This is a genomic window from Bacillus cabrialesii (assembly GCF_004124315.2).
Classification (GTDB): Bacteria; Bacillota; Bacilli; order Bacillales; family Bacillaceae; genus Bacillus; species Bacillus cabrialesii.
Genome location: NZ_CP096889.1, coordinates 1,639,319 through 1,665,258, shown reverse-complemented (window position 1 = coordinate 1,665,258; position 25,940 = coordinate 1,639,319). Strand labels below are relative to the sequence as shown.

Here is a 25,940-nt window from a genome sequence, read left to right as displayed (position 1 = left end):
TTTTACAACGCCTCGCTTAAATCTTGTTTTTTCAGTTCAGATTCAAACCATTCCAGCTTATAGTGATAATTTACAACATTTCCAATGACAATTAAACTAGGATTTTTAATGTCTTCTTTTATCACCGTTTCCGAAAGGGTGTCAACTGTACAAAAAACAGATTTTTGCTTGTCCGTTGTTCCCCAGTGAATAAAGGCTGCCGGCGTAGAACCGTCCCGGCCGTTTTCAAGGAGTTTTCTTTCAATCTGCTGCACGTTTTTGATACCCATATAGATGACAAGTGTATCAATTCCCGTAGCCAGCGCTTTCCACTTTTCCTCAAAATCTTCTTCTTTTTTATAGTGACCCGTTACAAATGCGACGTTAGAGCCCGCGTCCCGATGAGTAACAGGAATCCCGGCATAAGCGGCTGCCGCGATTCCTGATGTAATGCCGGGGATGATTTCAAACGGAATTCCATTTTCAGAAAGACATTCCGCCTCTTCCCCTCCTCTGCCGAACACAAATGGGTCTCCGCCTTTCAACCTGACAACGGTTTTTCCTTTTTGCGCATACTTCACAAGAAATCGATTGATGGTTTCCTGCTTCATCGTATGAAAATCTGGAAGCTTCCCGCAGTAGATCAGGTCTGCATGCTCTTTGGCATATTGTAAAATCTCTTTATTTACTAATCTGTCATATAAAATGACATCAGCTTTTTCAATGGCTTTCAGCGCTTTAATTGTCAGCAGATCAGGGTCACCGGGACCCGCCCCTACAATATATACTTTCCCCATCGTATTTCCCCCGATCTATTCGAGTTCTTCCAGAACATTCGCTGTGGTGTGGTTCTCGCTCGCATTCCGGCATCTGAGAAGAACACAGCAGATCATATTTAGCTTAATTTTTGTTTGACAAACTCAATCAGCTGGTTTTTGCACTCTTCACGGTCATGCTGCCCTGAATCAAGAACGAGCTCCGGTGCTTCCGGCTCTTCATAAGGAGAATCAATTCCTGTAAAGAACGGAATTTCCCCGTTTCTTGCTTTTTTGTAGAGCCCTTTTGGATCTCTTTGTTCACAAATATCAAGGTCGCATTTAATGTATATTTCATTGAATTCGCCTGCTTCCACAAGCTGGCGAACCTGTTCTCTGTCCTCACGGAAAGGAGAGATAAAAGCAGTAATCACAATGGTGCCCTGCTGAACAAAAAGCTTTGCCACCTCTCCGATTCGGCGGATGTTTTCTTTTCGGCCTTCATCAGAAAAACCAAGATCCTTATTTAAGCCGTGACGGATATTATCCCCGTCCAGCACAATGACTTGGTAGCCCTGCTCAAACAATTCTCTCGCAGCGGCATTGGCAATCGTTGATTTGCCTGAACCGCTTAATCCTGTCAGCCAGAGAATCGAGCTTTTGTGCTTGTTTTTTTGCTGGTATTCTTCTTTTGTAATAGATGCTTCATGCCAAACAATATCGCGGTTTGTCACTGCCAGTCCTCCTTAAGATACGCCTGCTTCTTCTTTTTTCTTCATTCCTCTGATCAACACTTCTACAACTTCTGCGCGGCTGAATTCTGCTGGCGGCAATACACCGTCTCTCAGCATGCCTCTCACTTTAGTGCCTGATAAAATGACATGATGCTCTCTTCCGTGAGGGCAAGTTTTCGCTGTTCCCATATTTCCGCATTTTTCACAGAAGAAGCTGTGCTCGAATTTAAGCGGTGTAATTCCGAGCTCTTCAGGTTTAAATGTGTCAAACAGCTCCTGAGCCTCGTATGTTCCGTAATAGTCACCTACACCTGCGTGATCGCGGCCGACGATGAAATGCGTGCAGCCGTAGTTCTTTCTGACAAGCGCGTGGAAAATCGCTTCTCTCGGTCCTGCATAGCGCATCGCCGCTAAGAAGACGCCGAGGAACACACGGTCTTTCGGGTAATAATTGTCAAGAAGCACTTGGTAGCTTTCCATCCGCACATCTGCTGGGATGTCATCAGATTTTGTTTCACCTACAAGCGGGTTTAAAAACAAGCCGTCTACTGTTTCAAGAGCTGTTTTTTGAATATATTCATGCGCTCTGTGGACAGGATTTCTTGTTTGGAAACCGACAATGGTTTCCCAGCCATTTTCCGCAAACTGGCGTCTTGTTTCTGCCGGTTCAAACGTAAACTCAGGGAACTGTTTTGAAGCTTTTTTAATCAATGTGATCGGTCCGCCGACATATGTATCGCCGCGGCTGAACAGCTTTTTAACTCCCGGATGCTCCTGCTCATCCGTTTTGTACACATTAACAGCTTCTTTTTGTTTGTCAGGCACGTACAGGTCTTCGATTTGGATGACGCCGTACGTCTCTCCTTCATACGTTAACTTTGCCGTTTCACCGATTGACAGCTCCGCTGCTTTTTGTGCATCGACCGGAAGCGTGATCGGAAGAGACCAGACAATGCCGGAAGAAAGACGCATGTTTTCGACAACAGATACGTAATCTTTTTCATTAAAGAACCCTTCGATTGGGCTGTAAGCGCCAATTCCGATTAATTCCAAATCAGCAAAAGAAATTAAATCAAGTTCAATTTCTTTTTGAATGCTGCTCACATCATATGATTCATCTACTCTATTTACTAATGTTCCTCCGTGTGGTGCTAAGCTCATAATATTTATTTCCTCCTAGTTAACATATAAAATAACTCAGATTAATAATTAGATTCCCCCACCTTGTTCGTGGACAGCGCGTCTCTCTTTACGAATGGCCTTCGTTAGGCTGACGGCGCCGCCCGCCGCTAAAAGCACGCTTACCATGATAAAGATTGAGTAATAATCCGCTTTTAAAAACAAGGAAACAAGCAGATAAGAAATCGATAAAGATAAAAACGGCGATACAATCCATACCTTCAGCATGGTTTGAACAACTTGTTTATGGAACACGTTCGGACCGTTTTTGGCCATGCCTATTCCGATAATAGACGATGACGTGACTTGCGCTAAGGGCACCGGCATCCCAAATACAGAACTGATGATCACCAGTCCGGCTCCTGTACCGGATAAGAGGATGCCTTCTCCTTTTGAGAATCTCGTAATTTTCTTTCCGTTTGTTTCTAACACCCGCCTGCCTAATAACAGGGCGCCAAGGGCGACAAAAGCTCCCCCGTACAAGGTTCCTTTCACGACATCAAGCACACCGGCCGCTACTAATGGGCCAACGGCATTCGCCACGTTGTTCATGCCGGCGGAGAACGCTTCGAAAAATCCGGCACCTAACAAAACAATGCCAAGGATCTTTTGTTTTTTAGAAGATTTAATTTCAATGTTAAAATAACGAAACAGCTTAGAAACGAAATAGGTAAAGCCGAAAGCGAACAGCGGGACAAAAACCCAAAACGACACAATGACCAAAATATTGTTCAAAAATAATACTTTGTAAGCCACTCCCACGCCGACAACCGCGCCGACTGTCACTTCACTTGTTGACAAAGGAATGCCGAGCAGATTAGCCGTAAAGAGCGATAGTGCAGCGGCTCCAATAATGATGCAAACAATCGCCAGTGTAATCGTCTGCTCAGGGATAATCCCGGAGCTGATTGTTTTTACAACCTCACCCCCGCCTATGACCGCCCCGGCAAGCACACCGACTGCACATAGGATCAAAGCGTAGGTTTTCTTTTTGATGGCTCCGGAGCCGTAAGCAACTCCCATCGAAGCTGCTGCGCCGCTTGCACCAATATTCATCGCGAAAAACAAGCTAAATAAAATAGCGGCTAGTTCCATTTTGCAGCTCCTTATTCATGCAGTCCGCATTCTGTTTTCGCCATGCCATTCCATCTGCCTGAGCGTAAATCCTCTGCGGTAAAAGCAGGAGCTGTACAAGGCGCGCAGCCAATACTTGGATAACCTTGGTCATGAAGCGGATTGTAGTCCAGCTCATTCCGGGAGGTGTATCTCCAAATGTCTTTCCAAGTCCAATGGATAAGCGGGCATACTTTTACTGATTTGAATTTTTCATCTTTGTTTAAGAAATTCGTATTGGCACGGCTTGGCCCTTGATCTCGGCGCAGACCGGAAAGCCAGGCTGGATGTCCTGAAAGCGCCTCTCTTAAAGGAATGACCTTTCTAAGATAGCAGCACTGATTCGGCTCTCTTTCCCACAGTTTGTCACCATATTCTCCAGCTTGCTCCTCAAGGGTAAGATCTGGTTTCTTCAGGATGATATTCAAGCCCGGATAACGCTCTTTCACTCGTTCAATCGTTTCATAGGTTTCTTTAAAATGTAGTCCTGTATCAAGAAACACAATCTCTGCGTCTTTTTTCACTTTATAAATTAAATCAATCAGAACGATTCCCTCAATTCCGAAACTGCAGGCATAAACAAGCTCATTGCCGTAATGGCCGTATGCCCACTTTAAAACTGACAGCGCTCCTTTATAAGGATCGTCATCCGGAAATGTAATCGTTGGTTCTTCCCAATTATCGTACGTTAACATTTCTTCTTTCCTCCTTTCGGAGACAAACAAACAGTCGTCTCTGTCGGTTGCCTTTTCCCAATCGTAATGTGATGCGCGGCTGATGTTATCGCAAACAGCCTTTTTTCCTCTTAAAATAAAAAACTTTCAATCCAGCGGAAAGAAAGACAGGAACAGCATGTAGCCCTTATCTTTCAAAATGGAATTCATTTTGCTGGAAGTAGCACCTTACATACCGTGCAGGTTGCCGGGCTTCATAGGTCCAGTCCCTCAGCCGCTCTTGATAAGTTTTTAGATTTGTAGTAAATTTTAGCACAATTCTAACATAAGTCAACCCGACTTTTTTTATAGGATTAATAAAAAAAACAGGCCTCCTGGCCTGTTTTCAAGTACATCAAGGCTTTGAAGCCCCTGTGAATCACCTAAATTTGTTTTTTATTTTTTAAACCAATCTTTTGACTCGGGATTTTGTTTCCACATTTGCAGCTTTTTTAGATCGTCTGAATGAATATTTCCGTTTTCAAGCGCGACCTTTGTCAGCGTATCATAATCAGTTAATGAATAGTATGGCAGCTCCGCCTTCGCAAATGCTTCCTGCGCTTTAGGAAGCCCGTACGTAAAGATCGAGACGACCCCAAGCACTTCACAGCCAGCCGCTTGTAAAGCTGCCGCTGCTTCAAGCACGCTGCCTCCTGTGGAGATTAAGTCTTCAATGACGACCGTTTTTTGGCCTTCTTGAACCGCTCCCTCAATCTGATTGCCTTTTCCGTGGGCTTTCGGCTTGCTTCTCACATAGCACATTGGAAGATTCAAACGGTCTGCCGCCAGAGCCGCATGAGGAATACCGGCTGTTGCTGTGCCCGCAATCATTTCAGCCTCAGGAAAATGCTCTTCGACAAGCTTGCTGATGCCTGAGGCGACATCATTTCTGACCTCCGGGAAAGATAGCGTAAGGCGGTTGTCGCAGTAGATTGGTGATAAAATGCCGCTTGCCCATGTAAATGGCTCGTTCGGGCGTAAAAATACAGCTTGGATGTCTAATAGATGTTTTGCGATGATTTGTTTCATTGTTTGATTCCCTCCCATTCGAGTCTGACAGCTTCATAGGCTTTTACCGGGTCAGCCGCTTTTGTAATCGAGCGCCCCACCACAATCGCTGATGAACCTTTCTCTCTTGCAATTGCAGGTGTCGCTACGCGGATTTGGTCATTCGAAGCATCCTCTGACATCCTGATCCCCGGAGTGACAGTCAGAAATGAAGGCGACACCACTTCGTAAATGGCTTTTGCTTCATGAACAGAGCAGACCACTCCATCCAGCCCGCTTTCTTCCGCCAGTTTGCTATAGTGGACAACCGTGTCGATCAGTGGTCTTTGGATCAGCAGTTCATTTTTCATCATTTGTTCAGATGTGCTTGTCAGCTGGGTTACCGCGATGAGCGACGGACGTTTTTTTCCGGCCGGCGTCCCTGCTTCTAAGCCTTCCAGAGCTGCCTGCATCATTTTTTTGCCCCCGGCCGCATGAACATTGACGAGGTCTACCCCGAGACCAGCTAGGCGCTTCATCGCTTTATTTACAGTGGTCGGGATGTCATGAAGCTTTAAATCTAAAAACAGCTCGCAATTTCTTTCTTTTAGCTGTTTAACGATAGATGGCCCTTCTTGGTAAAAAAGCTCCATTCCAACCTTTACAAATAACGGTTCTTGCTGAAAAGGCGCTAAGAACGCAAGTGTTTCTTCAGCTGATGCAAAATCAAGCGCGATGATGGGCAGGTTGTTTTTCATGGTTCCAGCTCCTTCCGATGCATTCTTCAATTGATTGATAGCCATATTGGCGCAAAACAGATGGGAGCTGTTCAATGATATCCGGACATGCAAAAGGGTTTACAAAGTTTGCTGTTCCAACAGCGACCGCGCTTGCTCCCGCGAGAAGAAATTCCAGTGCATCTTCAGCGGTCTGCACGCCTCCCATTCCGATAATCGGGATGTTTACCGCTTGGCTGACTTCATGCACCATGCGAATGGCAACCGGCTTTACAGCAGGGCCGGAAAGTCCCCCTGTTTTATTCGCTAATATCGGCTTGCCTGATTTTAAATCGAGCCTCATGCCGATTAATGTGTTGATCATCGTAAGACCATCGGCTCCCGCCTCTTCGATCGCTGTTGCAATTTCTGTGATATTTGCCACGTTCGGGGAAAGCTTCACATAAACGGGCACATCGGATACCTCTTTAACCGCTTTCGTCAAATCAGCCGCCATTTCAGGGTTTGTGCCAAAAGCGATTCCGCCTGTTTTCACATTCGGGCAGGAAATATTCAACTCAAGTGCGTGTACATTAGGCGCTTTGCTGATATGCTCTGCGACTTCAACATAGTCCTCGACTTGAGAACCTGCGACATTGGCAATGATCGGCGTATCAAACTGCTCAAGCCACGGCAGCTCATTTTGCAAAACGCTCTCCAGCCCCGGATTTTGGAGACCGATCGCATTGAGCATTCCAGCGCCAGTTTCAGCTACCCTAGGCGTCGGGTTCCCGAAGCGAGGCTCCTTTGTCGTAGCTTTGATCATGATTGCCCCGAGACATGATAAATCATAAAAACGCGCAAACTCTTTTCCAAAACCGAAGCAGCCTGATGCTGGAATGATCGGATTTTTCAAATCAAGTCCCGGCAATTTCACCTCTAGCATTACAGCGCCACCTCCTGAGCTTTAAATACAGGCCCGTCGAGACATACTTTTACGTAGGATGTCTCACTTTCGTTTGTATGGCACACACATGCGAAGCATGCGCCGATTCCGCAGCCCATTCGTTCCTCCATAGACAGATAAACTTCTTTATGGGCATATTCTTGTTTTAACGCCTTCAGCATCGGTGTCGGCCCGCAGCTGAGGAGGATATCAAACTCTAGATTTTTCTGTTTCATTACATCTGTAACAAACCCGGTTTCTCCATAGCTTCCGTCAGCTGTTGCCACATATGTGTCTCCATACTGCCGGCATTCTTCTTCGTAAAAAACGTCCTTTGCCGATTGGAATCCTAAAACGTGTATAACCTTGACCCCTTTTTCGTACAAGCGTTTCGACAGCTCTTGAAGAGGGGGCACACCTACACCGCCTCCTACCAGCAAAGCCGTCTTTCCGGGTTGGACTTCATTGACAGGAAAGCCATTTCCCAAAGGCCCGAGGACATCTACAAGCTCTCCCTGCCGCTTTAGCGACAACAGTCTTGTTCCTTCCCCATCTACTCGATAAATGATGGTGACTTCACTTTTTTCAAAGTTGACGTCGGCGATGCTGATGGGCCTTCTCAAAAGAGGCGTAACCGCTTCGCTCACTTTAAGATGAAGGAACTGTCCCGGGGTTGTAAACCCTTGGACAAGCTCCCCTTTTAAAACCATTTGATACACCCGGTCTGCAATTTGCTGGTTAGAACATACTGTCAAATACGCTTTTTTCATATAGTGACTGCCGCCTCCTGATTTGTGTTGACTGCCGGCATTTGATCAGCACGGAATATCATGCTTTCCAGCACTCGCAATATCGCTTCTGCCGTATCTAAAGATGTTAAGCAGGCAACACCGTTTTCTACTGATTCACGTCTGATTCTAAATCCGTCTCTTGCTGGCTGCTTTCCTTTTGTCAGCGTATTGATGACAAACTGCGCTTCTCCGTTTCTAATCACATCTAGCAAGTTCGGGCCGTCCTGGCCGATTTTCCCGACCACCTTCGCCGGAATTGAAGCTTCTTTCAGGCAACCTGCTGTTCCTTCTGTCGCTAAAATGTTGTAGCCGATCGCATGGAACCGCTTAGCGATGGCTAACCCTTCTTCTTTGTCTTTATCAGCCACTGTTAGAAGCACGGACCCGTAGTTAGGGATTTGAATGCCTGAAGCAATCAGTGCTTTATAAAGCGCTTTTTCAAGAGTGGAATCTTTCCCCATGACCTCACCAGTTGATTTCATTTCAGGCCCTAACGTAATGTCCACTCTTCTCAGCTTAGCAAAGGAGAAGACAGGCGCTTTTACAAATACACCCTGCTGTTCAGGCTGAAGGCCCTCTGTATAGCCAAACGCCGCCAGCTTTTGCCCGAGAATGATTTTTGTTGCGAGATTTGCCATTGGAATACCCGTAATTTTGCTTAAGAACGGTACGGTTCTGCTTGATCTCGGATTCACTTCGAGCACGTACACTTCGCCTTGTGACAGTACGAATTGAATATTGAGCAAACCGACAATGTTCAGCCCTTTGGCTAATGCGATCGTGTATTGTTCAATTTTTTTCTTAATGTCCTCTGCGAGAGACTGAGGCGGATAAACAGCGATTGAGTCTCCGGAGTGAACGCCCGCCCGTTCAATGTGCTCCATAATTCCCGGAATGACGACTGTTTCACCATCAGATACTGCATCCACTTCAATTTCTTTCCCTGTTAAATATCTGTCAATTAATACTGGGTGCTGCGGATTGATTTTGACTGCGTTTTTCATGTAATGAAGCAGTTCTTCTTCATGATAAACAATCTCCATCGCTCGGCCGCCAAGTACATAGGACGGGCGCACCAGTACCGGATAGCCGATGTCACTCGCGATGCTTACCGCCTGATCAACTGATGTCGCTGTTTTGCCAAGCGGCTGCGGAACACCAAGTTCTCCAAGCGCTTGTTCAAATTTATCCCGGTCTTCCGCACGGTCTAAATCTTCTAACGAAGTCCCGAGGATTTTCACTCCTCGTGCAGAAAGCTCGTCTGCAAGATTAATGGCAGTTTGTCCGCCGAATTGAACGACAACACCCATTGGCTGTTCGAGGTCAATGATGTGCATGACATCTTCAATCGTAAGCGGTTCAAAGTACAGCTTGTCTGAGATACTGAAATCTGTTGAAACGGTTTCCGGATTGTTATTGACAATAATGGCTTCATAGCCTGCCTGTTTAATCGCCCACACAGAGTGAACAGTTGCGTAGTCGAACTCAACCCCCTGACCGATTCGAATCGGACCGGAGCCCAGCACGATCACACTTTTCTTATCCGTAACGACAGACTCATTTTCTTCTTCGTATGTGCTGTAGAAGTATGGCGTTTCTGATTCAAATTCCGCCGCGCACGTATCTACCATTTTGAATACCGGTGCAATTCCCGCTTGCTTTCTTAAGCTGTAAAGCTCCGATTCTTTCATTTTCCACTCACGGCTGATGTACTTATCAGAGAATCCGAGTTCTTTTGCCCGTCTCAACACATCCGTATCGCCCGCTTTTGCCTTCAGTTCTTTTTCAAACTGTACGATTCCGAACAGCTTATGCAGGAAGAAGACATCGATCGCGGAAAAACCGTGGAGATCTTCTACCGTGTAGCCTCTTCTATATGCTTCAGCTAAGTAGAATAAGCGTTCGTCTCCTGCCTTTTTAATTCGTTTTTCAAGAAGCTCATCGGAAATGTCAGCGGCGTCCTTCAATTCAAGATGATACACATCCGCTTCCAGTGAACGCACAGCCTTCAGCAATGACTCCTCAAGCGTGCGGCCGATCGCCATGACTTCTCCTGTCGCTTTCATTTGCGTGCCGAGCTTTCTGTTTGCTGATTCAAACTTATCAAACGGCCAGCGCGGAATTTTGGATACGACATAGTCAAGAGCCGGTTCAAATGCTGCATATGTTTTTCCTGTCACAGGGTTCATCATTTCATCTAATGAAAGGCCGACTGCAATTTTAGCAGCGAGCTTTGCAATCGGATATCCCGTCGCTTTTGACGCAAGAGCGGATGAACGGCTGACACGCGGATTTACTTCAATAATGTAGTATTGGAAGCTGTCTGGATCTAAAGCGAGCTGTACATTACATCCGCCTTCGATTCCAAGCGCGCGGATCAGTTTTAACGATACATTCCGCAAGAGCTGATATTCGCGGTCGCTGAGCGTTTGGCTCGGCGCGACAACAATACTGTCTCCAGTGTGGATTCCGACTGGATCAATGTTCTCCATGTTACAAACAACGATGGCATGATCCTGGCTGTCTCTCATGACTTCATACTCGATTTCTTTATAGCCGGCGATGCTTTTTTCAAGCAGACACTGGTGAACCGGGCTTAATTTTAAGCCGTTCTCAACAATTTCTTTCAGCTCGGTTTCATTCGAGCAGATGCCTCCGCCTGTTCCGCCTAATGTATATGCCGGGCGGACAATGACAGGGAATCCAATTTGACTGACGAAGTTTTCCGCTTCTTCTAGGGAGTGGATGATCTCACTTTCAGGCACCGGTTCATTCAGTTCATTCATTAATGTTCTGAACAAGTCGCGGTCTTCAGCCTGTTGAATCGCAGACAGCTTTGTGCCAAGCACTTCGACGCCGCACTCTTCCAGCACGCCTCTTTCAGAAAGCTCAACCGCAAGATTCAAACCGGTTTGGCCTCCAAGAGTAGGAAGAATGGCATCCGGGCGCTCTTTTCTGATGATTCGCGTCAGGAATTCAGGAGTGAGCGGTTCGATGTAAACCCGGTCAGCCATTTCTGTATCTGTCATGATCGTGGCAGGGTTTGAGTTGACAAGGATGACTTCATAGCCTTCTTCTTTCAAAGCAAGGCAGGCTTGCGTTCCCGCATAGTCAAATTCTGCTGCTTGGCCAATGATGATCGGTCCAGATCCGATTACTAAAATTTTGTTAATGTCTACGCGTTTTGGCATACCGCTTCCCCTTCTTTCTCTGTTGTGTCAATCATTTCGATGAATCTGTCAAATAGATGGTTGGCATCCTCAGGACCAGGTGAGGCTTCGGGATGATATTGAACCGTAAATGCCGGCTGTGTTTTATGCTTCAGCCCTTCAATCGTATCGTCGTTAATTGCGATATGGGTTACTTCAAGTTCTGTTTCGCTGATGGATGACACTGTATAGCCATGGTTTTGAGATGTTAAGGCGACTTTTCCTGTAGCCAGCTCTTTTACCGGGTGGTTTGAGCCCCTGTGGCCGAATTTCATTTTTTCAGTATTTGCTCCGCACGCCAGCGCGAATAATTGGTGGCCGAGACATATTCCGAATAATGGAACTTTTCCGAGAACACCTTTAATCATTTCAATCGCTTCAGGCACATCTTTCGGGTCTCCAGGTCCGTTAGAAAGCATGATGCCGTCCGGTTTCAGCTGAAGCACTTCTTCCGCTGTTATGTTGTATGGCACAACGATAACGTCACATTTCCGTTTGTTCAGCTCTCTTAGAATCCCGTGCTTCATGCCAAAGTCAACCAAGACAATGCGTTTACCTCTTCCCGGGCTCGGATAAGCTGTTTTGGCAGATACTTGTGAAACTTGATTTCTCGGCAGTTCGGTTTCGTTCAGTCTTTTCAGCACTGCTTCGATATCTTCATCAGGTGAAGCGAATGTACCTTTTAGCGCGCCTGCCGTGCGGATCATTCTTGTCAGCTTTCTCGTATCAATTCCCTGCAGTCCCGGAATGTTTTTCATTTTTAAATACTCGTCTAATGTGTATGCTGAACGCCAGTTGGAAGGCAGTTCACATAGTTCTTTGATGATCAGCCCTTTCACAAAAGGGGTAATGGATTCAAAATCATCACGGTTGATGCCGTAATTTCCGATAAGCGGGTAAGTTAATGTTACGATCTGTCCGCAGTAAGAAGGATCAGATAAAATTTCCTGATAGCCTGTCATCCCAGTGTTAAAAACGACTTCTCCCATGCTGTGTTCTAAGCTTCCGAAGGCTTCTCCCTCGAATACCGCTCCGTTTTCCAGTACTAATCGTCTTTTCATTTGACAAGTCTCCCTTCTTCATAAGCAAGCTTCCCCGCGGCCATTGTAGCGACCGGCCAACCGGTGCAGTTAATGCCGTTGAATGGTGTGTTTTTTCCTTTTGATAAAAATGTTTCTTTGTCTATTACTGCTTCTTTTTCTAAATCGATTAAAGTAATGTCGGCTGCCTGTCCCGTTTGTAATGTTCCGTATGGGAGGCCGAAAGCTTCACAAGGCTTGATTGTCATATAGTCAATCAGCTGTTTCAGCGACCAGCTGCCATTTTTGACAAAGTGTGTGTATAGAAGCGGGAACGCTGTTTCTAAGCCGACAATCCCAAATGGCGCCAGCTTCATTTCTGTGTTTTTCTCTTCTTCTGTATGCGGCGCATGGTCTGTTGCGATAAAATCGATCGTTCCGTCTAAAAGACCTTCGATTAAAGCCGCTCTGTCTTCCGCACTGCGAAGCGGAGGATTCATTTTATAATTTGTGTCCAGACCCGGAATGTCCTCATCACAAAGGAGCAAATGATGCGGTGATACTTCTGCTGTCACTCTGATTCCCGCTTTTTTCGCATCGCGCACGACCCTGACAGACTCTTTCGTACTGATATGGCATACATGGTAATGGCAGTTTGCCGCCTCAGCCAGCAATACATCGCGGGCAATATGAACCGATTCACACACAGAAGGAATGCCGTTGAGCCCGTTCGCTTTCGAGAATGTCCCTTCATGAACGCTCCCTCCGTAAATTAAGGAGTTGTCTTCGCAATGCGCAACAACCGCTTTGTCGATCGCAGCTGCCCGTTTCATCGCTTCATACATCATTCCTGCTGTCTGTATACCGACGCCGTCATCTGTAAAGGCAAATGCTCCCGCTTCTTTTAAAGCTTCAAAGTTTGTCATCTCATCGCCAATTTGTCTGATCGTAATGGATGCATATGGAAGAACTCTGACGCATGATGTTTCTTTAATACGGTTTTGCACCCATTCCATCTGCTCCTTCGTATCAGGAACCGGACGCGTATTCGGCATTGCTGCTACTGTTGTATAACCGCCGCGCGCTGCTGCTTTTGCCCCGGTTTCAATGGTTTCTTTTTTCTCTCCGCCCGGCTCTCTGAAGTGTACGTGGAGATCCACAAACCCAGGCGAAACGAGCAATCCTTTTGCATCAATTACCGTTTCTTCATCCGCTGTATCAAGCTTGCCGATTTCTGAAATGATTTCTCCTGTCACTCGAATGTCCGCTTCTGTTTTTTCACCATTTTCGTTAAGTATCCAGCCGTTTTTAATGAGATATGACATACGCTGCTTCTCCTCTTTTCACTTTGGTTTGTAAGGCACGCTGTATCACTGCCATTCTGATGAAGACGCCATTTTGCATTTGCTTGAAGATTCTTGATTTTCGACTTTCTACTAAGCTGTCATCAATCTCCACTCCTCTGTTTACCGGAGCAGGATGCATAATAATCGCATGCTGCTTCATACGCTCAGCCCGTTCTACGGTCAAACCGTATTTATTTAAATAGCCTTCCTGGCTGACAGCCGACTGATGTCTTTCATTTTGAATGCGCAGCAGCATGACGACATCGGAAGACTCAACTGCTTCATCCGTTGAGACATATGTGCCGAATGTATTTTCTTCATCCTGCCATTCAGAAGGACCTGAAAACAGGACGCGGGCACCCAATCTTGTCAAAACTTCCGCATTAGACCTTGCCACTCTGCTGTGCTTGATATCGCCGTGAATGGAGACGGTAATCCCTTTGAACGTATTGAACTCTTCATAAATCGTCATTAAATCAAGCAGTGATTGCGTCGGGTGCTGGCCGCATCCATCTCCCGCATTCAGAATCGGGATATTCACCTGGCTGACAAGCGCTTTATAGTACTCATCCTCACTGTGCCTGATGACGCAAACGTCCACACCGATTGATTCAAGCGTCCGGATGGTGTCATATAAGGTTTCGCCTTTTTGCACGCTTGTGCTTGTTCCATCAAGATTCAGGACATTCATACCGAGCTTTTTCTCCGCCACCTCAAAGCTGAATCGCGTTCTCGTGCTTGGTTCGAAAAACAGGTTTGCTGCAAATGTTCCTGCCAGCTGATTGTCTGTTTTTCCGCTTTTGAGATCTTGTGCTGTTTGAAGCAAACCTTTGATTTCCTCAATATTGAGTTCGCTCATCGTCGTTAAATGCTTCATGTTCTTTCCCCTCTCATTTCAACTTTTAGGCTGAAAAAACCCCGGTCTTAGATAGACTCGGGGTATGGTTAAATAGAGGGCAGCATTGAAGCTTCCTTCTCTTCATAACCCTTCCAAGCCTCTCTGGACTTTCATTAAAAGGTTTTAGATATGATGTTGTTCAGATGTGTCAGCCTGCTCTTCCTTCGCCTGCGGAAGAATCAGGTTTAAGATGACACCGACAATTGCGGCAAGCGCCATTCCTGACACTTGGAATCCTCCTTGAGACACTTGGATAAAAGCGCCTCCTACACCGATCACTAGGATCACCGATGTAATAATGAGGTTTCTGTTGTTTTCATAATCAATTTTGTTGTCAATCAGCATTCTCAGACCGCTCGAAGCGATGATTCCAAACAGCAGGAAGGAGACGCCTCCCATGACCGCTGACGGCACTGAACTGATCAGCGCTGAGATTTTGCCGATAAAGCCGAAGCAAAGGGCAATCACTGCCGCGCCGCCGATTACAAAGACGCTGAATACTCTTGTGATGGCCAGCACGCCAATGTTTTCTCCGTAAGTCGTTGTCGGAGGGCCGCCGATCAGGGAAGCAAGGATTGTCGCCACGCTGTCACCCATAATGGAGCGATGAAGCCCCGGCTTTTTAATGAAATCTTGTCCGACAACTTTGCTCAGCACCATTTGGTGGCCGATATGCTCTGACATTGTCACAAACGCGACAGGAACCATTGCTGCTGCGATACCGAGTGTTACTGACGGTGAATAGTCTTTGAACGGGATGATAAATTCAGGCACTGCAAACCATTTCGCGTCAAGCACCGGCTGGAAGTTGACAATCCCTTGAGTAAGGGCGAACAGGTATCCGCCGATAATTCCGATCAGAACCGGAATCAGGCTTAAAAACCCTCGTAAGAAAATCGCGCAAATAATCGTGATTGCCAGCGTAACCCCCGCGACACTGAAGTGCTTTAAGCTGTAGACCAATTCACTTGCGTTCGGATCAGCATACATCGCCATGTTTACCGCAGTGCTTGCAAGTCCCAGCCCGATGACGATAATCACAGGGCCTACGACTACAGGCGGGAGAACCTTCATCAGCCATCCTGTTCCAAGCTGCCTGATCAATAAGGCAATCAAACCGTACACTAACCCTGCCAAAAACGCCCCGACCATTGCCGCTCCCGGCCCGCCGGTCGCTTTTACCAGTATGATCGGAGAAATAAAGGCGAAGGATGAACCGAGATACGCCGGAATTTGCCCTTTCGTAATCAGAAGGTAAGCAAGTGTCCCGATGCCGCTTGTCACCAATGCCACAGCAGGACTCATTCCGACCAGCTTCGGAACTAAAATCGTTGAACCAAACATGGCAAACAAATGCTGCAGGCTGAATGAAACCCAAGAGAAAGGTGTCGGGACATCCCTGATTCCTAAATTTACTTTTTTCTTACTCATGATGATTTTCCCCCTGATTGTTAACTTTCCTATTAGGATGACTCAATGACTGTATAAAAAAACCTCTTTGCTATTTTTACGCAAAGAGGCATACAAAGACCTGCCGAACACTTTCGGGACTTGGCTTTGTTGTGCACCTCTTTGCAACCTCTCTGGATTGCCTTTAAAAAGGTGATCTATTATTCATTTTCATAAATGGCGACGAGATCGTTTTGATCTACCTCATCAAGCTGAACCATAACCTTTTCAGCTTTTGATGTCGGGATGTTTTTCCCAATATAATCCGCTCGGATCGGCAGCTCCCGGTGTCCTCTGTCAACAAGCACAGCCAGCTGAATGGAGGAAGGTCTGCCTACATCAACAAGCGCATCCATACCCGCTCTGACCGTTCTTCCGGTGAACAAGACATCGTCAACGAGAATGACTTTTTGATCTGTGATGTCTACCGGAATATCTGCACCTTTCACAAGCGGTTCTTCATTGCTCGTTTTTTTGGAAAGATCGTCTCTGTAAAGAGTAATATCGATTTCACCGACTGTTACAGGATTTCCTTCAATCTGTTCGATTCGTTCCGCAAGGCGTTTGGCCAAGTAAATCCCTCTTGTCTTAATGCCGACAAGGATGCAGTTGTTCATTCCTTTATTGCGTTCGATCATTTCGTGGGCGATCCTGGTCAGCGCCCGTCTGATTGCCTGTTCGTCGAGAATGACAGCTTTTTGATTCAATGTGTGACACCTCACAGTTCATATAGAAGAAAAAACCCCTCCTGCCAGAGCATAGAGGGGTTTTAGGACAAGGTGCGTGCACCTGCACGCATCCCGTCTATCCGTTATCCTTCTCAGCCTCTCTGGACTGTTTTAAAGAATCTATTCAGCTTCGTTTATTATTTCAGAAAAGAAACAGTCTGTCAACCGTTTTTCCTGAGGTTTTCGATTAATTCTGCCATATCCTCCGGAAGCGGCGCTTCGAATTCGACATATTCGCCGGTGCGGGGATGATCAAAACCTAAAATTCCGGCGTGAAGTGTCTGCCCGTTAAAATCGATCGTTTTTCTCGGGCCGTATTTTGGATCACCCGCTAATGGGAATCCGATATATTTCATATGCACACGAATTTGGTGGGTTCTCCCTGTTTCAAGCTGGCATTCCACCAACGTAAAATCCTGAAAACGCTCAAGCACATGAAAATGAGTGACGGCGTTTTTGCCATCACGGGTGACGGTCATGCTTTGACGGTCTTTCTTATCCCGTCCGATTGGCGCATCAATTGTGCCGTCATCGTGAGAAATAAGCCCGTGGACAACCGCCGTATATTTCCGCGTAACCGTTTTGTTGACCAATTGGTTTACAAGTGACTCATGCGCCATATCATTTTTCGCCACCATTAATAGACCAGACGTGTCCTTATCGATTCTATGAACGATTCCCGGACGCATCACGCCATTAATTCCAGATAGGTCCGTGCAATGAGCCATAAGGCCGTTTACAAGTGTGCCGGTAAGATGCCCGGGAGCCGGGTGCACAACCATTCCGCGAGGTTTATTGACGACCAGCACATCCTGATCTTCGTAGTAAATATCCAGATCCATCGGTTCTGCCAGTACGTCGAGCGCTTCCGGCTCAGGCACAGTGACGGTCACCTGATCACCCGGCTGAATTTTATAATTCGCTTTTACAGGGCTTCCGTTTACGACAACTTGTCCGTCTTTCACCCATTGCTGTACCTGGGTTCTCGACCAATCATTCTCAGCCGATGCCAGAAATTTATCAATCCGCTCACTTTTTTGTTCTTCTGAAGCGGTTATATCAATTTGATTCATGCTATTGCTCCTTTTTCTTTTTCCCGCTGTCCAACAGCATTTGTATAAATAAAAGCATTACGCCGACACATAATGACGAGTCCGCGATGTTAAAAATCGGGTAGTTATAATCCACAATAATGACATGGATAAAATCAACAACTTCCTGTCTGACAGCCCGATCGATGAAGTTGCCGATGGCACCGCCAAGCATAAGTCCGAGGGCAACGCCAAGAAGCCTTTGTCCTTTTGTATAACGCTGTATGTAATAAACAATGCCAATAATAACCGCGGTTGTAATGAGGTAGAAAAACCACATCTGACCGGCTAATATCCCCCATGCAGCACCCGTATTGCGATGGGAGGTGATATAGAATACCTGATCAATGATTGGAATGCTTTGGCCAAGCTCCATGTTCTTAACAACTAGCCATTTTGTCAATTGATCGGCTGCAATAATAAGTAGTGCAATCACATAATACAGCACAAACGTTCCTCCAGTTTACGGTTACTTTAATCCATTATGCATTTTATCAATAAAAAGCCCTGGAGTAAAGCTATATCAGGCATATTAGCCGGCCAGACACTGTTATTCATACAGTGCCTGACCATATTCCATATCCGTTGATTTCCACAGCGGAAGCGTTTTTTTTTCAAATTGGACAGAATAAAGAAAGTCGTTCGTTGTCCGGGCAGTCGGCAGCACCGCCAGCTTTGAAAGAGGAATTGAAGCCCCCGTTTCTTCACAGTATCCGAATGTGCCGTTTTCAATTTTGGACAATGCGAGGAGAACGTCTTGAAGCTCTTCTTTAATGTGATAGATCAGAGTTGCTTTTTGTTTATGATTGATTGCTGCTTGCGGGCTTGTTGAAACCTGAAAGCAAGAATACTCAAATAATCTCGACTGTAGTTCTTCTTTCATTAGAAGAAGTTCCGTATAAATTGCGGTCAGTTGATCATTCATTCATCACAACTCCTGCTCTTAACGTAGTACCTATATTGTTGCCTGTGAATGATGATCTAAAGCCCATAAGATTTTTCCTGCCGTTCTAAACGATGTCACTCTTGGCATGAAAAAAAGCCCGGCTTTTTTCGCCGGGCCCTTTTCCATTATTTTTGATAGTATTTTTCAACGATTTCAGCGTTTCGCAGTGAAAGTGTAGGGTATTTCGGATTTGCACCCACATCTTTTGAAATCACACGGGATCTCTCACACATTTCGCCTTCAGCTTTTTGGACAGCGATTTTTCCTGTCGCGAAGCTTTGCGCATCGTTCGGCGCTTCATTTTCTTCGCTGATTGTCAGTTCAGAAACAATAAACAGCTGAGAAAGATTTTCTTTAATGGAAGCCAATAGCTCTTGATTTTCTTTGTTTGGATACAATTTCAGGTTCGCTTCCAATGATTTACCGATGATTTTTTCATTCCGCGCAGTTTCTAACGCTTTTAGCACATCATCACGAAGAGCCATAAAGCGGTCAAACTTTTCTTCAATCGCTTCGCTGTTTGGAACCGTGATTGTTTCCGGCATGTCTGTCAGCTGCACGCTCTGCTCTTCAACAAATGTTAAATGAGACCATAATTCGTCAGCCGTATGTGGAAGGATAGGCGCTGAAAGCTTCACTAATGCAAGAAGCGTTTCGTAGAATACGGTCTGCATGCTGCGTCTATCCGGATGATCCGCATGCTCGATATACACAATATCTTTTGCGAAATCAAGATAGAATGAACTCAATTCGATTGTGCAGAAATTATGAATGCTGTGATACACAACAGCAAATTCGTACTCATCATACGCCTTTTTCACTTTCTCAATCAGTTTGTTCAGCTTAGTCAGCATATACTGATCCACTTCACGAAGATCTTCAACGGCTACCGCATTTGTTTTTGGATCAAAATCGAATAGGTTGCCATGAAGGAAACGGAATGTGTTGCGGATTTTACGGTATACTTCAGCGACCTGCTTCAGAATCGCGTCAGAGACACGAACATCCGCCTGGTAATCAACTGAAGACACCCATAATCTCAAGATGTCGGCACCAAGCTGTTTCATGACTTTAGCCGGAACAACGACGTTACCGATGGATTTACTCATCTTGCGTCCTTCTCCATCCAGTGCAAACCCATGGCTGAGCACGCCTTTATACGGCGCTTTTCCTGTAACAGCTACTGCTGTAGAAAGAGATGAGTTAAACCAGCCGCGGTATTGGTCAGATCCTTCAAGATATAAATCAGCCGGGCGAACGAGGTCTTCACGTTCTTCAAGCACCGCTTGGTGAGAAGAGCCTGAATCAAACCAAACATCCATGATGTCCTGTTCTTTTGTAAATGTGCCGTTCGGGCTGCCAGGATGCGTAAAGCCTTCCGGAAGAAGATCCTTCGCTTCTTTTTCAAACCAAATGTTTGATCCGTGCTGTCTAAACAATTCAGAAACATGTTCAATGGTTTCATCTGTAATAATCGGCTCGCCGTTTTCAGCATAAAATACCGGAATCGGAACACCCCATGCGCGCTGTCTTGAGATACACCAGTCTCCGCGGTCACGAACCATGTTGTGCAAACGCTGCTCGCCCCATTCAGGAACCCATTTGGTTTCTTTAATGGCATCCAGCAGGTCTGATCTGAAATCTTTAATAGACGCAAACCATTGCGCTGTCGCTCTGAAAATGGTTGGTTTCTTTGTTCTCCAATCGTGCGGATAAGAGTGAGTAATGAATTCAAGCTTCACAAGCGCGCCTTTTTCATCAAGCTGCTGTGTGATCACTTTGTTCGCATCATCATAGAACATGCCTTCAAAGCCAGGAGCTTCGCTTGTCATGACACCTTTTTCATCAACTGGGCAAAGCACATCTAAACCGTATTTTTGACCGATGATAAAGTCATCTTCCCCGTGTCCCGGCGCTGTATGAACACAGCCTGTTCCGGCATCAGTTGTTACGTGTTCGCCAAGCATAACAAGTGAGTCTCTGCCATATAGCGGGTGTTCTGCAATAATGTTCTCAAGGTCTTTCCCTTTGATCGTTCTTGTTACCTCATATTGATCAAACCCGCATGCAGACGCAACATTTTCGACTAAAGCACTTGCTACGACAAAGCGGTCCTCACCTACTGCCATCACACTGTACTCAAGTTCAGGGTGCACTGAAATTCCGAGGTTCGCCGGAATTGTCCAAGGCGTTGTTGTCCAAATGATGATGCGCTCGCCGTTTTCAAGAACGCCTTTTCCGTCTTTTACACCGAAAGCAACGTAAATTGATGCTGAACGTTTATCTTGATACTCGATCTCAGCTTCAGCCAAAGCGGACTCACTTGAAGGTGACCAGTTAACCGGTTTAAGGCCTTTATAAATGTAGCCCCTTTTTGCCATCTCACCAAATACGCGGATTTGTTGCGCTTCGTATTCCGGTTTTAATGTCACATATGGGTTCTCCCAGTCGCCTCGGACACCAAGGCGTTTGAACTGCTCACGCTGTCCGTCGATTTGCTTCCAAGCGTACTCTTCGCAGAGTTTGCGGAATTCCGCTACTGACATTTCTTTGCGATTGACTTTTTTGTTTTTTGTAAGAGCTGTTTCAATCGGCAATCCGTGTGTATCCCAGCCCGGTACATACGGCGCGTTATAGCCGCTCATTGATTTGTAGCGGACAATGAAGTCTTTCAAAATTTTGTTAAGCGCGTGGCCCATATGGATGTCGCCGTTTGCATACGGAGGTCCGTCATGTAAAACAAATTTCGGGCGGTCTTTCGTCCGTTCCTGCACAAGACGGTAGATCTCCTCTTCTTCCCATTTCTTTTGAATGTCAGGCTCACGGTTTGGCAAATTTCCTCGCATCGGGAAATCTGTTTTCGGCATTAAGAGCGTGTCTTTAAAATCCATTTTCATTCCTCCACTGCATTTTTTCAGAAAATAAAAAAAGCCCTCTCATCCCATAAGGGACGAGAAAGCTTATCTCGCGGTACCACCCTTTTAGAAAAAGCCACCATACGCTTTTTCCTCTCGAGCATCGTAACGTGATGAACGTCCTAACCTACTGTGAGTTCAGAAAGGAAACTTAAGGGCTGATCTACATGATTCCGGCCATCCCGGACTCTCACCATCTCCGGGTCGCTATGAAGGCCTGAAGGAAACATGACTGTCCCTTTCAACCGTTTTTTCATCTGAATTTATGAACGTATTATATTCGACAAGCTAAGAAAATGTCAAGATAATCAGAGAATTTATTCCCTTTCCTCAAACACTGCGTCGACTTCATACTCAAGCAGATGATCCCAATCATCATTTTTCAGAAGATCGAGCTGTGCTTCAATCAGCATTTGGAAACGTGTTCTGAAAACTTTAGACTGTTTTTTCAGCTCTTCTATTTCCATAGCGATTTTTCTTGATTTTGATAAAGATTCGTTGATAATGCGGTCAGCGTTTTTCTCCGCTTCCCGAACGATCAGCTTTGCTTCTTTTTGAGAATTGCGTTTTACGTCTTCAGCCGCTTCTTGTGCAACTAAAATTGATTTATTCAGCGTTTCTTCAATATTGGCAAAGTGTCCGATTCTTTCATCAAGTTCATTGACTTTGGCTTCAAGTTCAGTTTTTTTACGGAGAACAATTTCGTAATCTTTTCTGACTTGCGCTAGGAATTCATTTACTTCATCTTCATCATATCCGCGAAAACTCTTTGTAAACGTCTTGTTGTGAATATCATTTGGCGTTAATGGCATGATGCCACCTCCATTTTTACATTTCAGTACGGTTATCTAGTTCACATTATAAAACAAATTTCGCACAGATGGAGAAAAAAACTGAAAAACCGACTATTTTTGTCGTTCAAACGTAACTCTCCATTTGTCTTTTTTGGTTTTTCCTTCGATTTTTGTTAAGCTGCAGCGGCCAAAGCCTCTAATAGACAGCATGTCCCCTTCTGCCACCATATATGAAGGATCTTCAACTACCTTCCAGTTCACTTTTACGAGTCCGTTTTTCACGAGCGTCTGTGATTTCTGGCGGGATTGCCTGCTCATAGAGGCGCAGACGGCGTCAAGCCTTAAAGAAGAAACCGTGTCATCTCTTATTTCGACATCAGCAGCTGGAATGTTAAGGTCTGACAAGTCAATTTTCTCTAAGCTGACCGCCGCTTTGCCTGCTTGGGTCAGCTGTGACGCCACAAAATCAGCGGTATCGGCTGAGACAATCAATTGCACTGCTGTCTCAGAAAACACGATGTCACCAAACTTTTGCCGCTTTAAGCCAATGCCCATTAATGCACCGAGCAGAGAACGGTGATCTACTGAGACAAACTTTTCAGCATAACGGACGTGAAACGCCTGAAGTTCAAAATCCGATTCTTCCGGAGTGATGTACTCTGGATAGAGAATCGCCCGTTTTCGTTCCGCTCTGTCATAGCCGCCGGAAAAAGCAAGCCCGACATCCGCCTGTCCCGTAACAGCAGAGAGGATGACCTGCTCTCGGGGGTCTAAGAAGTCAGTCAGCTTCATCCTGTACTGCTCCTGGACAATGCTTTTCCATTCGAGCGCCTGGTCAATAAACGCCTGCTCGTCTTTTCTGAAGTGCTGATAGATATCGCTCATCGTCTTTCCCTTCTATGTAAAGAGGCTTGGCTGCTGCCAAGCCCTCTATCAAACTGTCACATTAAAACGCAATCATGCGGTAAAGCCCCCACAAGCCGGTTGTCGCAAACCGAAGCACAAGAATGGCTACGATCGGAGAAATGTCCAGCATTGCGATCGGAGGGATGATTTTTCTGAATGGTTCGAGATATGGTTCACAAATCGAAGCTAAAAAACGCCCGACTGCCGTTTCCCTTGTACTCGGCACCCATGACATAAAAATATATATGATCAGGGCAAATGAGTATATTGTGATTAATAAGTTTAAAACCGAAAAAACTTGATAAAGGATCATGTCGCTTTACCACCTCTGATGTTCGTCTTCAGATATGAGCTCAGAAATTGTGCCTGATACATCCACGTTGTCAGGCGTGCAGAGGAAAATATCCGAGCCGATTCTTTGAATATCGCCGCCGATGGCATAAACGGTTCCGCTCAAAAAGTCGACAATCCGCTTGGCCTGGTCATGCTGTATCCGCTGAAGATTGACGACAACTGCCCTCCGATTCTTCAAATGGTCGGCTATTTCCTGCGCCTCCGCATAAACGCGCGGCTCACTCAACACCACTTTAGAGGATTTCTGAACACTTTGCAAGCTCACTACATTCTGTTTGCCCGCAGGTTTGTTTGCGGTATAAGCCGGTTTTTCTTTCTGCTCATGCTCTTCATGAGACTCCCGTTCTGTTTCAATATATTCATATTCGTACTCTTCATCTTCCATTGAGAAAAAGTTTTTCAGTTTATTTTTCATACTCATTGCTGTACACCCCCTGTTTCATTTCCGACTAACGATGAGCCGATTCTAATAAAAGTAGCGCCTTCTTCAATTGCAATTTCAAAATCATTTGACATGCCCATCGACAGTTCAGTACACGGAGCGTTCAGCTGTTTCAGCTCCTGAACCTGATCACGGAGTTCTCTCAGCGCTTTGAAGCAGCTTCTGATCTGATCTTGATCGTCAGTCAGCGGAGCCATTGTCATCAGTCCGGATACAACGATGTGTTCGAAACCGGAAAGCTCCTGTATGAATGGAATGACTTCTTCTTTTTTTATACCGTGTTTAGAAGGCTCGAGAGAGGTATTGACCTGGACAAAGCATTGGACAGTACCTTCAGCCCGTTTTTCAATTTCTTTCGCTAATGATAACCGGTCTAAGGAATGGATATAGGAAACTGAATTGACGACAGCTTTTGCTTTTCTTGACTGCAGACTGCCGATAAAATGCCATTCCGGATTCCCTTTTATCATTTCCTGCTTGCGGAGCAGTTCCGCATCCCGATTCTCTCCGAGGCAGGTGATGCCCGCATCCACTGCCTCCTGTGCTCGTTCAGGCGATACATATTTTGTGACTGCAATAACCGTAACTTCATCGGAGCTGCGGCCCGATCTGTTACATGCTTCGTTTATTCGTTCGTTTATATGTCGTAAATTATCAACAACACGCAAGATCTTTTATGCCTCCTTCATTCCGATAAAGGACATCATCCGTCCAGTTTTCCCCTGATCGCGGCGGTGAGAATAGAAAAGAGACGGCTCACTTTCCGTGCATAAACCGCTGACAGAAATCTGTTCATTTGCCAAACCGCTGTCGATCAGTATAAGGCGGTTCAGCTCTTTCAGATCAAGCTGATATTGTGCCTTTGCCGTCTGATTAACGGCACGGTCTGCCGAAACCGGCAATGCCCGGACAGCATCCATGACACGGTCGTCTACCGTATAGCATGCTCCGCTGATAGACGGTCCAATAACAGCATAAATGTCTGAGAGATTTGACCCTTCCTGCTCGGTCCATTGCTTCACCATTTCTCTGCCAATCTGTTTGACAGTGCCTTTCCACCCGGCATGGGCGATCCCGACAAGCGATTTAACCGGATCATAGAAGAAAAGAGGCACACAATCAGCAAAGCATAATGCCAAAAACACATTCTTTTCATTTGTGTAGAGCCCGTCCGTTGCTTTCAGAGCCGTGTGATATTCACGGGCGCCTTTTCCCCTATCTCTCTGCGTCACTTTTTGAACGCGATTATCGTGTGTCTGATCAGCAAATACCCAAGACTGCAAATCAATATTAAACATATCGGCAATATATTCGCGATTTTTAACTACATCTGCATCTTTGTCATGAACGTGCAATCCTGTATTTAACGATTCAAAAGGCTTTTGGCTGACACCGCCGTTTTTCGTAGTAAACCCGGCAATGACTTCTCTGTTGTTTTGATTCGTTTGTGTCCAGTCTTGTATCATGAGTGTCGAGGGTGTGGTAAGACTGAATGGGTGATATGTATTCATGATGATCCAACCTTTCGACAAACATTTAAAAAAGCGGAATTTCCCACTTATTTTACCACATCTTTCTGCATTCGTTGAGCGCCGATTTGCATATTTCTAAATGAAATGTGCCGGAAGAATCGAGACTTCCGGCATTTTCCAATCAGCAGCAGACAATTAGGTTATGCATGCGGTTCACTTAATCGGACCAAGATGACATCTTCCCCGATTTTTACTATATTTCGCCATGGAATGACCAATTCCTCTTCTTTTCCAAAAAATCCGAGAACTTTCCCATTTCCTCCGAGTATGATCGCCTGTATTTTTCCAGTGGTCACATTGATATCTATATCACCAATGCTCCCAAGCTTTTTTCCGTTTGAAACATTGACGACATCCTTCACCTGAAATTCTGAAATGCTGATCATTCCATCACGTCC

The 25,940-nt window shown here is 45.7% G+C and carries 26 protein-coding genes, 1 riboswitch and 1 other annotated feature; all 26 genes read right to left on the bottom strand.

The window, feature by feature from the left end:
- Positions 1 to 2: 2 nt before the first annotated feature.
- The 26 genes from cobA to EFK13_RS08505 all read right to left on the bottom strand — a co-directional run bounded on the left by cobA (position 3) and on the right by EFK13_RS08505 (position 25,928).
- Positions 3 to 776 (bottom strand): uroporphyrinogen-III C-methyltransferase, encoded by a 774-nt coding sequence (cobA, locus tag EFK13_RS08630; protein WP_075746036.1) that lies wholly within the window; start codon positions 774 to 776, stop codon positions 3 to 5.
- A 98-nt stretch (positions 777 to 874) separates the two neighbouring features.
- Positions 875 to 1,468: an adenylyl-sulfate kinase gene (cysC, locus tag EFK13_RS08625; protein ID WP_129505751.1), complete on the bottom strand. Its 594-nt coding sequence runs from the start codon at positions 1,466 to 1,468 to the stop codon at positions 875 to 877.
- 12 nt (positions 1,469 to 1,480) lie between these two features.
- Positions 1,481 to 2,629 carry a sulfate adenylyltransferase gene (gene sat, locus EFK13_RS08620; RefSeq protein ID WP_129505752.1) on the bottom strand — a complete coding sequence of 383 codons (1,149 nt, stop codon included), beginning with the start codon at positions 2,627 to 2,629 and terminating at the stop codon, positions 1,481 to 1,483.
- A 48-nt stretch (positions 2,630 to 2,677) separates the two neighbouring features.
- Positions 2,678 to 3,742 (bottom strand): sulfate permease, encoded by a 1,065-nt coding sequence (cysP, locus tag EFK13_RS08615; protein WP_129505753.1) that lies wholly within the window; start codon positions 3,740 to 3,742, stop codon positions 2,678 to 2,680.
- A gap of 11 nt (positions 3,743 to 3,753) precedes the next feature.
- Positions 3,754 to 4,455: a phosphoadenylyl-sulfate reductase gene (locus EFK13_RS08610; RefSeq protein ID WP_129505754.1), complete on the bottom strand. Its 702-nt coding sequence runs from the start codon at positions 4,453 to 4,455 to the stop codon at positions 3,754 to 3,756.
- A gap of 163 nt (positions 4,456 to 4,618) precedes the next feature.
- Positions 4,619 to 4,724: riboswitch (SAM riboswitch) on the bottom strand.
- A gap of 145 nt (positions 4,725 to 4,869) precedes the next feature.
- Complete coding sequence (gene pyrE / locus EFK13_RS08605) at positions 4,870 to 5,502, bottom strand: orotate phosphoribosyltransferase (RefSeq protein WP_283107638.1); 633 nt, start codon at positions 5,500 to 5,502, stop codon at positions 4,870 to 4,872.
- Complete coding sequence (gene pyrF, locus EFK13_RS08600) at positions 5,499 to 6,218, bottom strand: orotidine-5'-phosphate decarboxylase (RefSeq protein ID WP_129505756.1); 720 nt, start codon at positions 6,216 to 6,218, stop codon at positions 5,499 to 5,501. Before pyrF ends, pyrE begins: the two co-directional genes overlap by 4 nt.
- Positions 6,187 to 7,122 (bottom strand): dihydroorotate dehydrogenase, encoded by a 936-nt coding sequence (locus EFK13_RS08595; protein WP_129505757.1) that lies wholly within the window; start codon positions 7,120 to 7,122, stop codon positions 6,187 to 6,189. Before EFK13_RS08595 ends, pyrF begins: the two co-directional genes overlap by 32 nt.
- Entirely contained in the window at positions 7,122 to 7,892 is a 771-nt protein-coding gene (gene pyrK / locus EFK13_RS08590; RefSeq protein WP_129505758.1) for a dihydroorotate oxidase B electron transfer subunit, read from the bottom strand. Before pyrK ends, EFK13_RS08595 begins: the two co-directional genes overlap by 1 nt.
- Entirely contained in the window at positions 7,889 to 11,104 is a 3,216-nt protein-coding gene (gene carB / locus EFK13_RS08585) for a carbamoyl-phosphate synthase (glutamine-hydrolyzing) large subunit (protein WP_129505759.1), read from the bottom strand. The genes pyrK and carB overlap by 4 nt, the downstream gene beginning before the upstream one ends.
- Complete coding sequence (locus tag EFK13_RS08580; RefSeq protein ID WP_129505760.1) at positions 11,089 to 12,183, bottom strand: carbamoyl phosphate synthase small subunit; 1,095 nt, start codon at positions 12,181 to 12,183, stop codon at positions 11,089 to 11,091. The genes carB and EFK13_RS08580 overlap by 16 nt, the downstream gene beginning before the upstream one ends.
- The gene (locus tag EFK13_RS08575) at positions 12,180 to 13,466 is read right to left on the bottom strand and encodes a dihydroorotase (RefSeq protein ID WP_129505761.1); all 1,287 of its coding nucleotides are present in this window, start codon (positions 13,464 to 13,466) and stop codon (positions 12,180 to 12,182) included. The genes EFK13_RS08580 and EFK13_RS08575 overlap by 4 nt, the downstream gene beginning before the upstream one ends.
- Positions 13,450 to 14,364, bottom strand: coding sequence for an aspartate carbamoyltransferase catalytic subunit (locus EFK13_RS08570; protein WP_129505762.1), 915 nt, complete (start codon positions 14,362 to 14,364; stop codon positions 13,450 to 13,452). Before EFK13_RS08570 ends, EFK13_RS08575 begins: the two co-directional genes overlap by 17 nt.
- A 144-nt stretch (positions 14,365 to 14,508) precedes the next feature.
- A complete protein-coding gene (gene pyrP / locus EFK13_RS08565; RefSeq protein WP_129505763.1) occupies positions 14,509 to 15,816 on the bottom strand; it encodes a uracil permease PyrP in 1,308 nt (435 codons plus the stop codon).
- 179 nt (positions 15,817 to 15,995) lie between these two features.
- The gene (gene pyrR / locus EFK13_RS08560) at positions 15,996 to 16,541 is read right to left on the bottom strand and encodes a bifunctional pyrimidine operon transcriptional regulator/uracil phosphoribosyltransferase (protein WP_024716121.1); all 546 of its coding nucleotides are present in this window, start codon (positions 16,539 to 16,541) and stop codon (positions 15,996 to 15,998) included.
- Between the two features lie 182 nt (positions 16,542 to 16,723).
- Entirely contained in the window at positions 16,724 to 17,635 is a 912-nt protein-coding gene (locus tag EFK13_RS08555) for an RluA family pseudouridine synthase (RefSeq protein WP_129505764.1), read from the bottom strand.
- Position 17,636: 1 nt separating this feature from the next.
- Positions 17,637 to 18,101, bottom strand: a complete 465-nt coding sequence (gene lspA, locus EFK13_RS08550) for a signal peptidase II (RefSeq protein WP_003238660.1) — start codon at positions 18,099 to 18,101, stop codon at positions 17,637 to 17,639.
- 102 nt (positions 18,102 to 18,203) lie between these two features.
- Positions 18,204 to 18,578, bottom strand: coding sequence for a sporulation-related RNA polymerase-binding protein YlyA (gene ylyA, locus EFK13_RS08545; protein WP_129505765.1), 375 nt, complete (start codon positions 18,576 to 18,578; stop codon positions 18,204 to 18,206).
- A gap of 146 nt (positions 18,579 to 18,724) precedes the next feature.
- The gene (ileS, locus tag EFK13_RS08540; RefSeq protein ID WP_129505766.1) at positions 18,725 to 21,490 is read right to left on the bottom strand and encodes an isoleucine--tRNA ligase; all 2,766 of its coding nucleotides are present in this window, start codon (positions 21,488 to 21,490) and stop codon (positions 18,725 to 18,727) included.
- A gap of 52 nt (positions 21,491 to 21,542) precedes the next feature.
- Positions 21,543 to 21,769, bottom strand: a binding site (T-box leader).
- Positions 21,770 to 21,831: 62 nt separating this feature from the next.
- Positions 21,832 to 22,326 carry a septum site-determining protein DivIVA gene (divIVA, locus tag EFK13_RS08535; RefSeq protein ID WP_064813712.1) on the bottom strand — a complete coding sequence of 165 codons (495 nt, stop codon included), beginning with the start codon at positions 22,324 to 22,326 and terminating at the stop codon, positions 21,832 to 21,834.
- A 93-nt stretch (positions 22,327 to 22,419) separates the two neighbouring features.
- Positions 22,420 to 23,193, bottom strand: a complete 774-nt coding sequence (locus EFK13_RS08530; RefSeq protein WP_129505767.1) for a YlmH family RNA-binding protein — start codon at positions 23,191 to 23,193, stop codon at positions 22,420 to 22,422.
- 61 nt (positions 23,194 to 23,254) lie between these two features.
- The gene (locus EFK13_RS08525) at positions 23,255 to 23,527 is read right to left on the bottom strand and encodes a YggT family protein (RefSeq protein ID WP_014479736.1); all 273 of its coding nucleotides are present in this window, start codon (positions 23,525 to 23,527) and stop codon (positions 23,255 to 23,257) included.
- 6 nt (positions 23,528 to 23,533) lie between these two features.
- Complete coding sequence (sepF, locus tag EFK13_RS08520; RefSeq protein ID WP_129505768.1) at positions 23,534 to 23,989, bottom strand: cell division protein SepF; 456 nt, start codon at positions 23,987 to 23,989, stop codon at positions 23,534 to 23,536.
- Positions 23,986 to 24,678 (bottom strand): YggS family pyridoxal phosphate-dependent enzyme, encoded by a 693-nt coding sequence (locus EFK13_RS08515; protein WP_129505769.1) that lies wholly within the window; start codon positions 24,676 to 24,678, stop codon positions 23,986 to 23,988. Before EFK13_RS08515 ends, sepF begins: the two co-directional genes overlap by 4 nt.
- Before the next feature lie 6 nt (positions 24,679 to 24,684).
- On the bottom strand, positions 24,685 to 25,521 hold the full coding sequence (gene pgeF, locus EFK13_RS08510) for a peptidoglycan editing factor PgeF (protein WP_129505770.1): 837 nt from the start codon (positions 25,519 to 25,521) through the stop codon (positions 24,685 to 24,687).
- Positions 25,522 to 25,682: 161 nt separating this feature from the next.
- Positions 25,683 to 25,928 (bottom strand): YlmC/YmxH family sporulation protein, encoded by a 246-nt coding sequence (locus tag EFK13_RS08505; protein WP_003232153.1) that lies wholly within the window; start codon positions 25,926 to 25,928, stop codon positions 25,683 to 25,685.
- Positions 25,929 to 25,940: the final 12 nt, after the last annotated feature.

Bases quoted from the DNA above. Each gene is read 5' to 3' on its own strand.
- cobA (WP_075746036.1), bottom strand. From the start codon at position 776: ATGGGGAAAGTATATATTGTAGGGGCGGGTCCCGGTGACCCTGATCTG.
- sat (WP_129505752.1), bottom strand. From the start codon at position 2,629: ATGAGCTTAGCACCACACGGAGGAACATTAGTAAATAGAGTAGATGAA.
- cysP (WP_129505753.1), bottom strand. From the start codon at position 3,742: ATGGAACTAGCCGCTATTTTATTTAGCTTGTTTTTCGCGATGAATATT.
- EFK13_RS08610 (WP_129505754.1), bottom strand. From the start codon at position 4,455: ATGTTAACGTACGATAATTGGGAAGAACCAACGATTACATTTCCGGAT.
- pyrE (WP_283107638.1), bottom strand. From the start codon at position 5,502: ATGAAACAAATCATCGCAAAACATCTATTAGACATCCAAGCTGTATTT.
- pyrF (WP_129505756.1), bottom strand. From the start codon at position 6,218: ATGAAAAACAACCTGCCCATCATCGCGCTTGATTTTGCATCAGCTGAA.
- EFK13_RS08595 (WP_129505757.1), bottom strand. From the start codon at position 7,122: ATGCTAGAGGTGAAATTGCCGGGACTTGATTTGAAAAATCCGATCATT.
- pyrK (WP_129505758.1), bottom strand. From the start codon at position 7,892: ATGAAAAAAGCGTATTTGACAGTATGTTCTAACCAGCAAATTGCAGAC.
- carB (WP_129505759.1), bottom strand. From the start codon at position 11,104: ATGCCAAAACGCGTAGACATTAACAAAATTTTAGTAATCGGATCTGGA.
- EFK13_RS08580 (WP_129505760.1), bottom strand. From the start codon at position 12,183: ATGAAAAGACGATTAGTACTGGAAAACGGAGCGGTATTCGAGGGAGAA.
- EFK13_RS08575 (WP_129505761.1), bottom strand. From the start codon at position 13,466: ATGTCATATCTCATTAAAAACGGCTGGATACTTAACGAAAATGGTGAA.
- EFK13_RS08570 (WP_129505762.1), bottom strand. From the start codon at position 14,364: ATGAAGCATTTAACGACGATGAGCGAACTCAATATTGAGGAAATCAAA.
- pyrP (WP_129505763.1), bottom strand. From the start codon at position 15,816: ATGAGTAAGAAAAAAGTAAATTTAGGAATCAGGGATGTCCCGACACCT.
- EFK13_RS08555 (WP_129505764.1), bottom strand. From the start codon at position 17,635: ATGAATCAAATTGATATAACCGCTTCAGAAGAACAAAAAAGTGAGCGG.
- ylyA (WP_129505765.1), bottom strand. From the start codon at position 18,578: ATGAATGATCAACTGACCGCAATTTATACGGAACTTCTTCTAATGAAA.
- ileS (WP_129505766.1), bottom strand. From the start codon at position 21,490: ATGGATTTTAAAGACACGCTCTTAATGCCGAAAACAGATTTCCCGATG.
- divIVA (WP_064813712.1), bottom strand. From the start codon at position 22,326: ATGCCATTAACGCCAAATGATATTCACAACAAGACGTTTACAAAGAGT.
- EFK13_RS08530 (WP_129505767.1), bottom strand. From the start codon at position 23,193: ATGAGCGATATCTATCAGCACTTCAGAAAAGACGAGCAGGCGTTTATT.
- EFK13_RS08525 (WP_014479736.1), bottom strand. From the start codon at position 23,527: ATGATCCTTTATCAAGTTTTTTCGGTTTTAAACTTATTAATCACAATA.
- sepF (WP_129505768.1), bottom strand. From the start codon at position 23,989: ATGAGTATGAAAAATAAACTGAAAAACTTTTTCTCAATGGAAGATGAA.
- pgeF (WP_129505770.1), bottom strand. From the start codon at position 25,521: ATGAATACATATCACCCATTCAGTCTTACCACACCCTCGACACTCATG.
- EFK13_RS08505 (WP_003232153.1), bottom strand. From the start codon at position 25,928: ATGATCAGCATTTCAGAATTTCAGGTGAAGGATGTCGTCAATGTTTCA.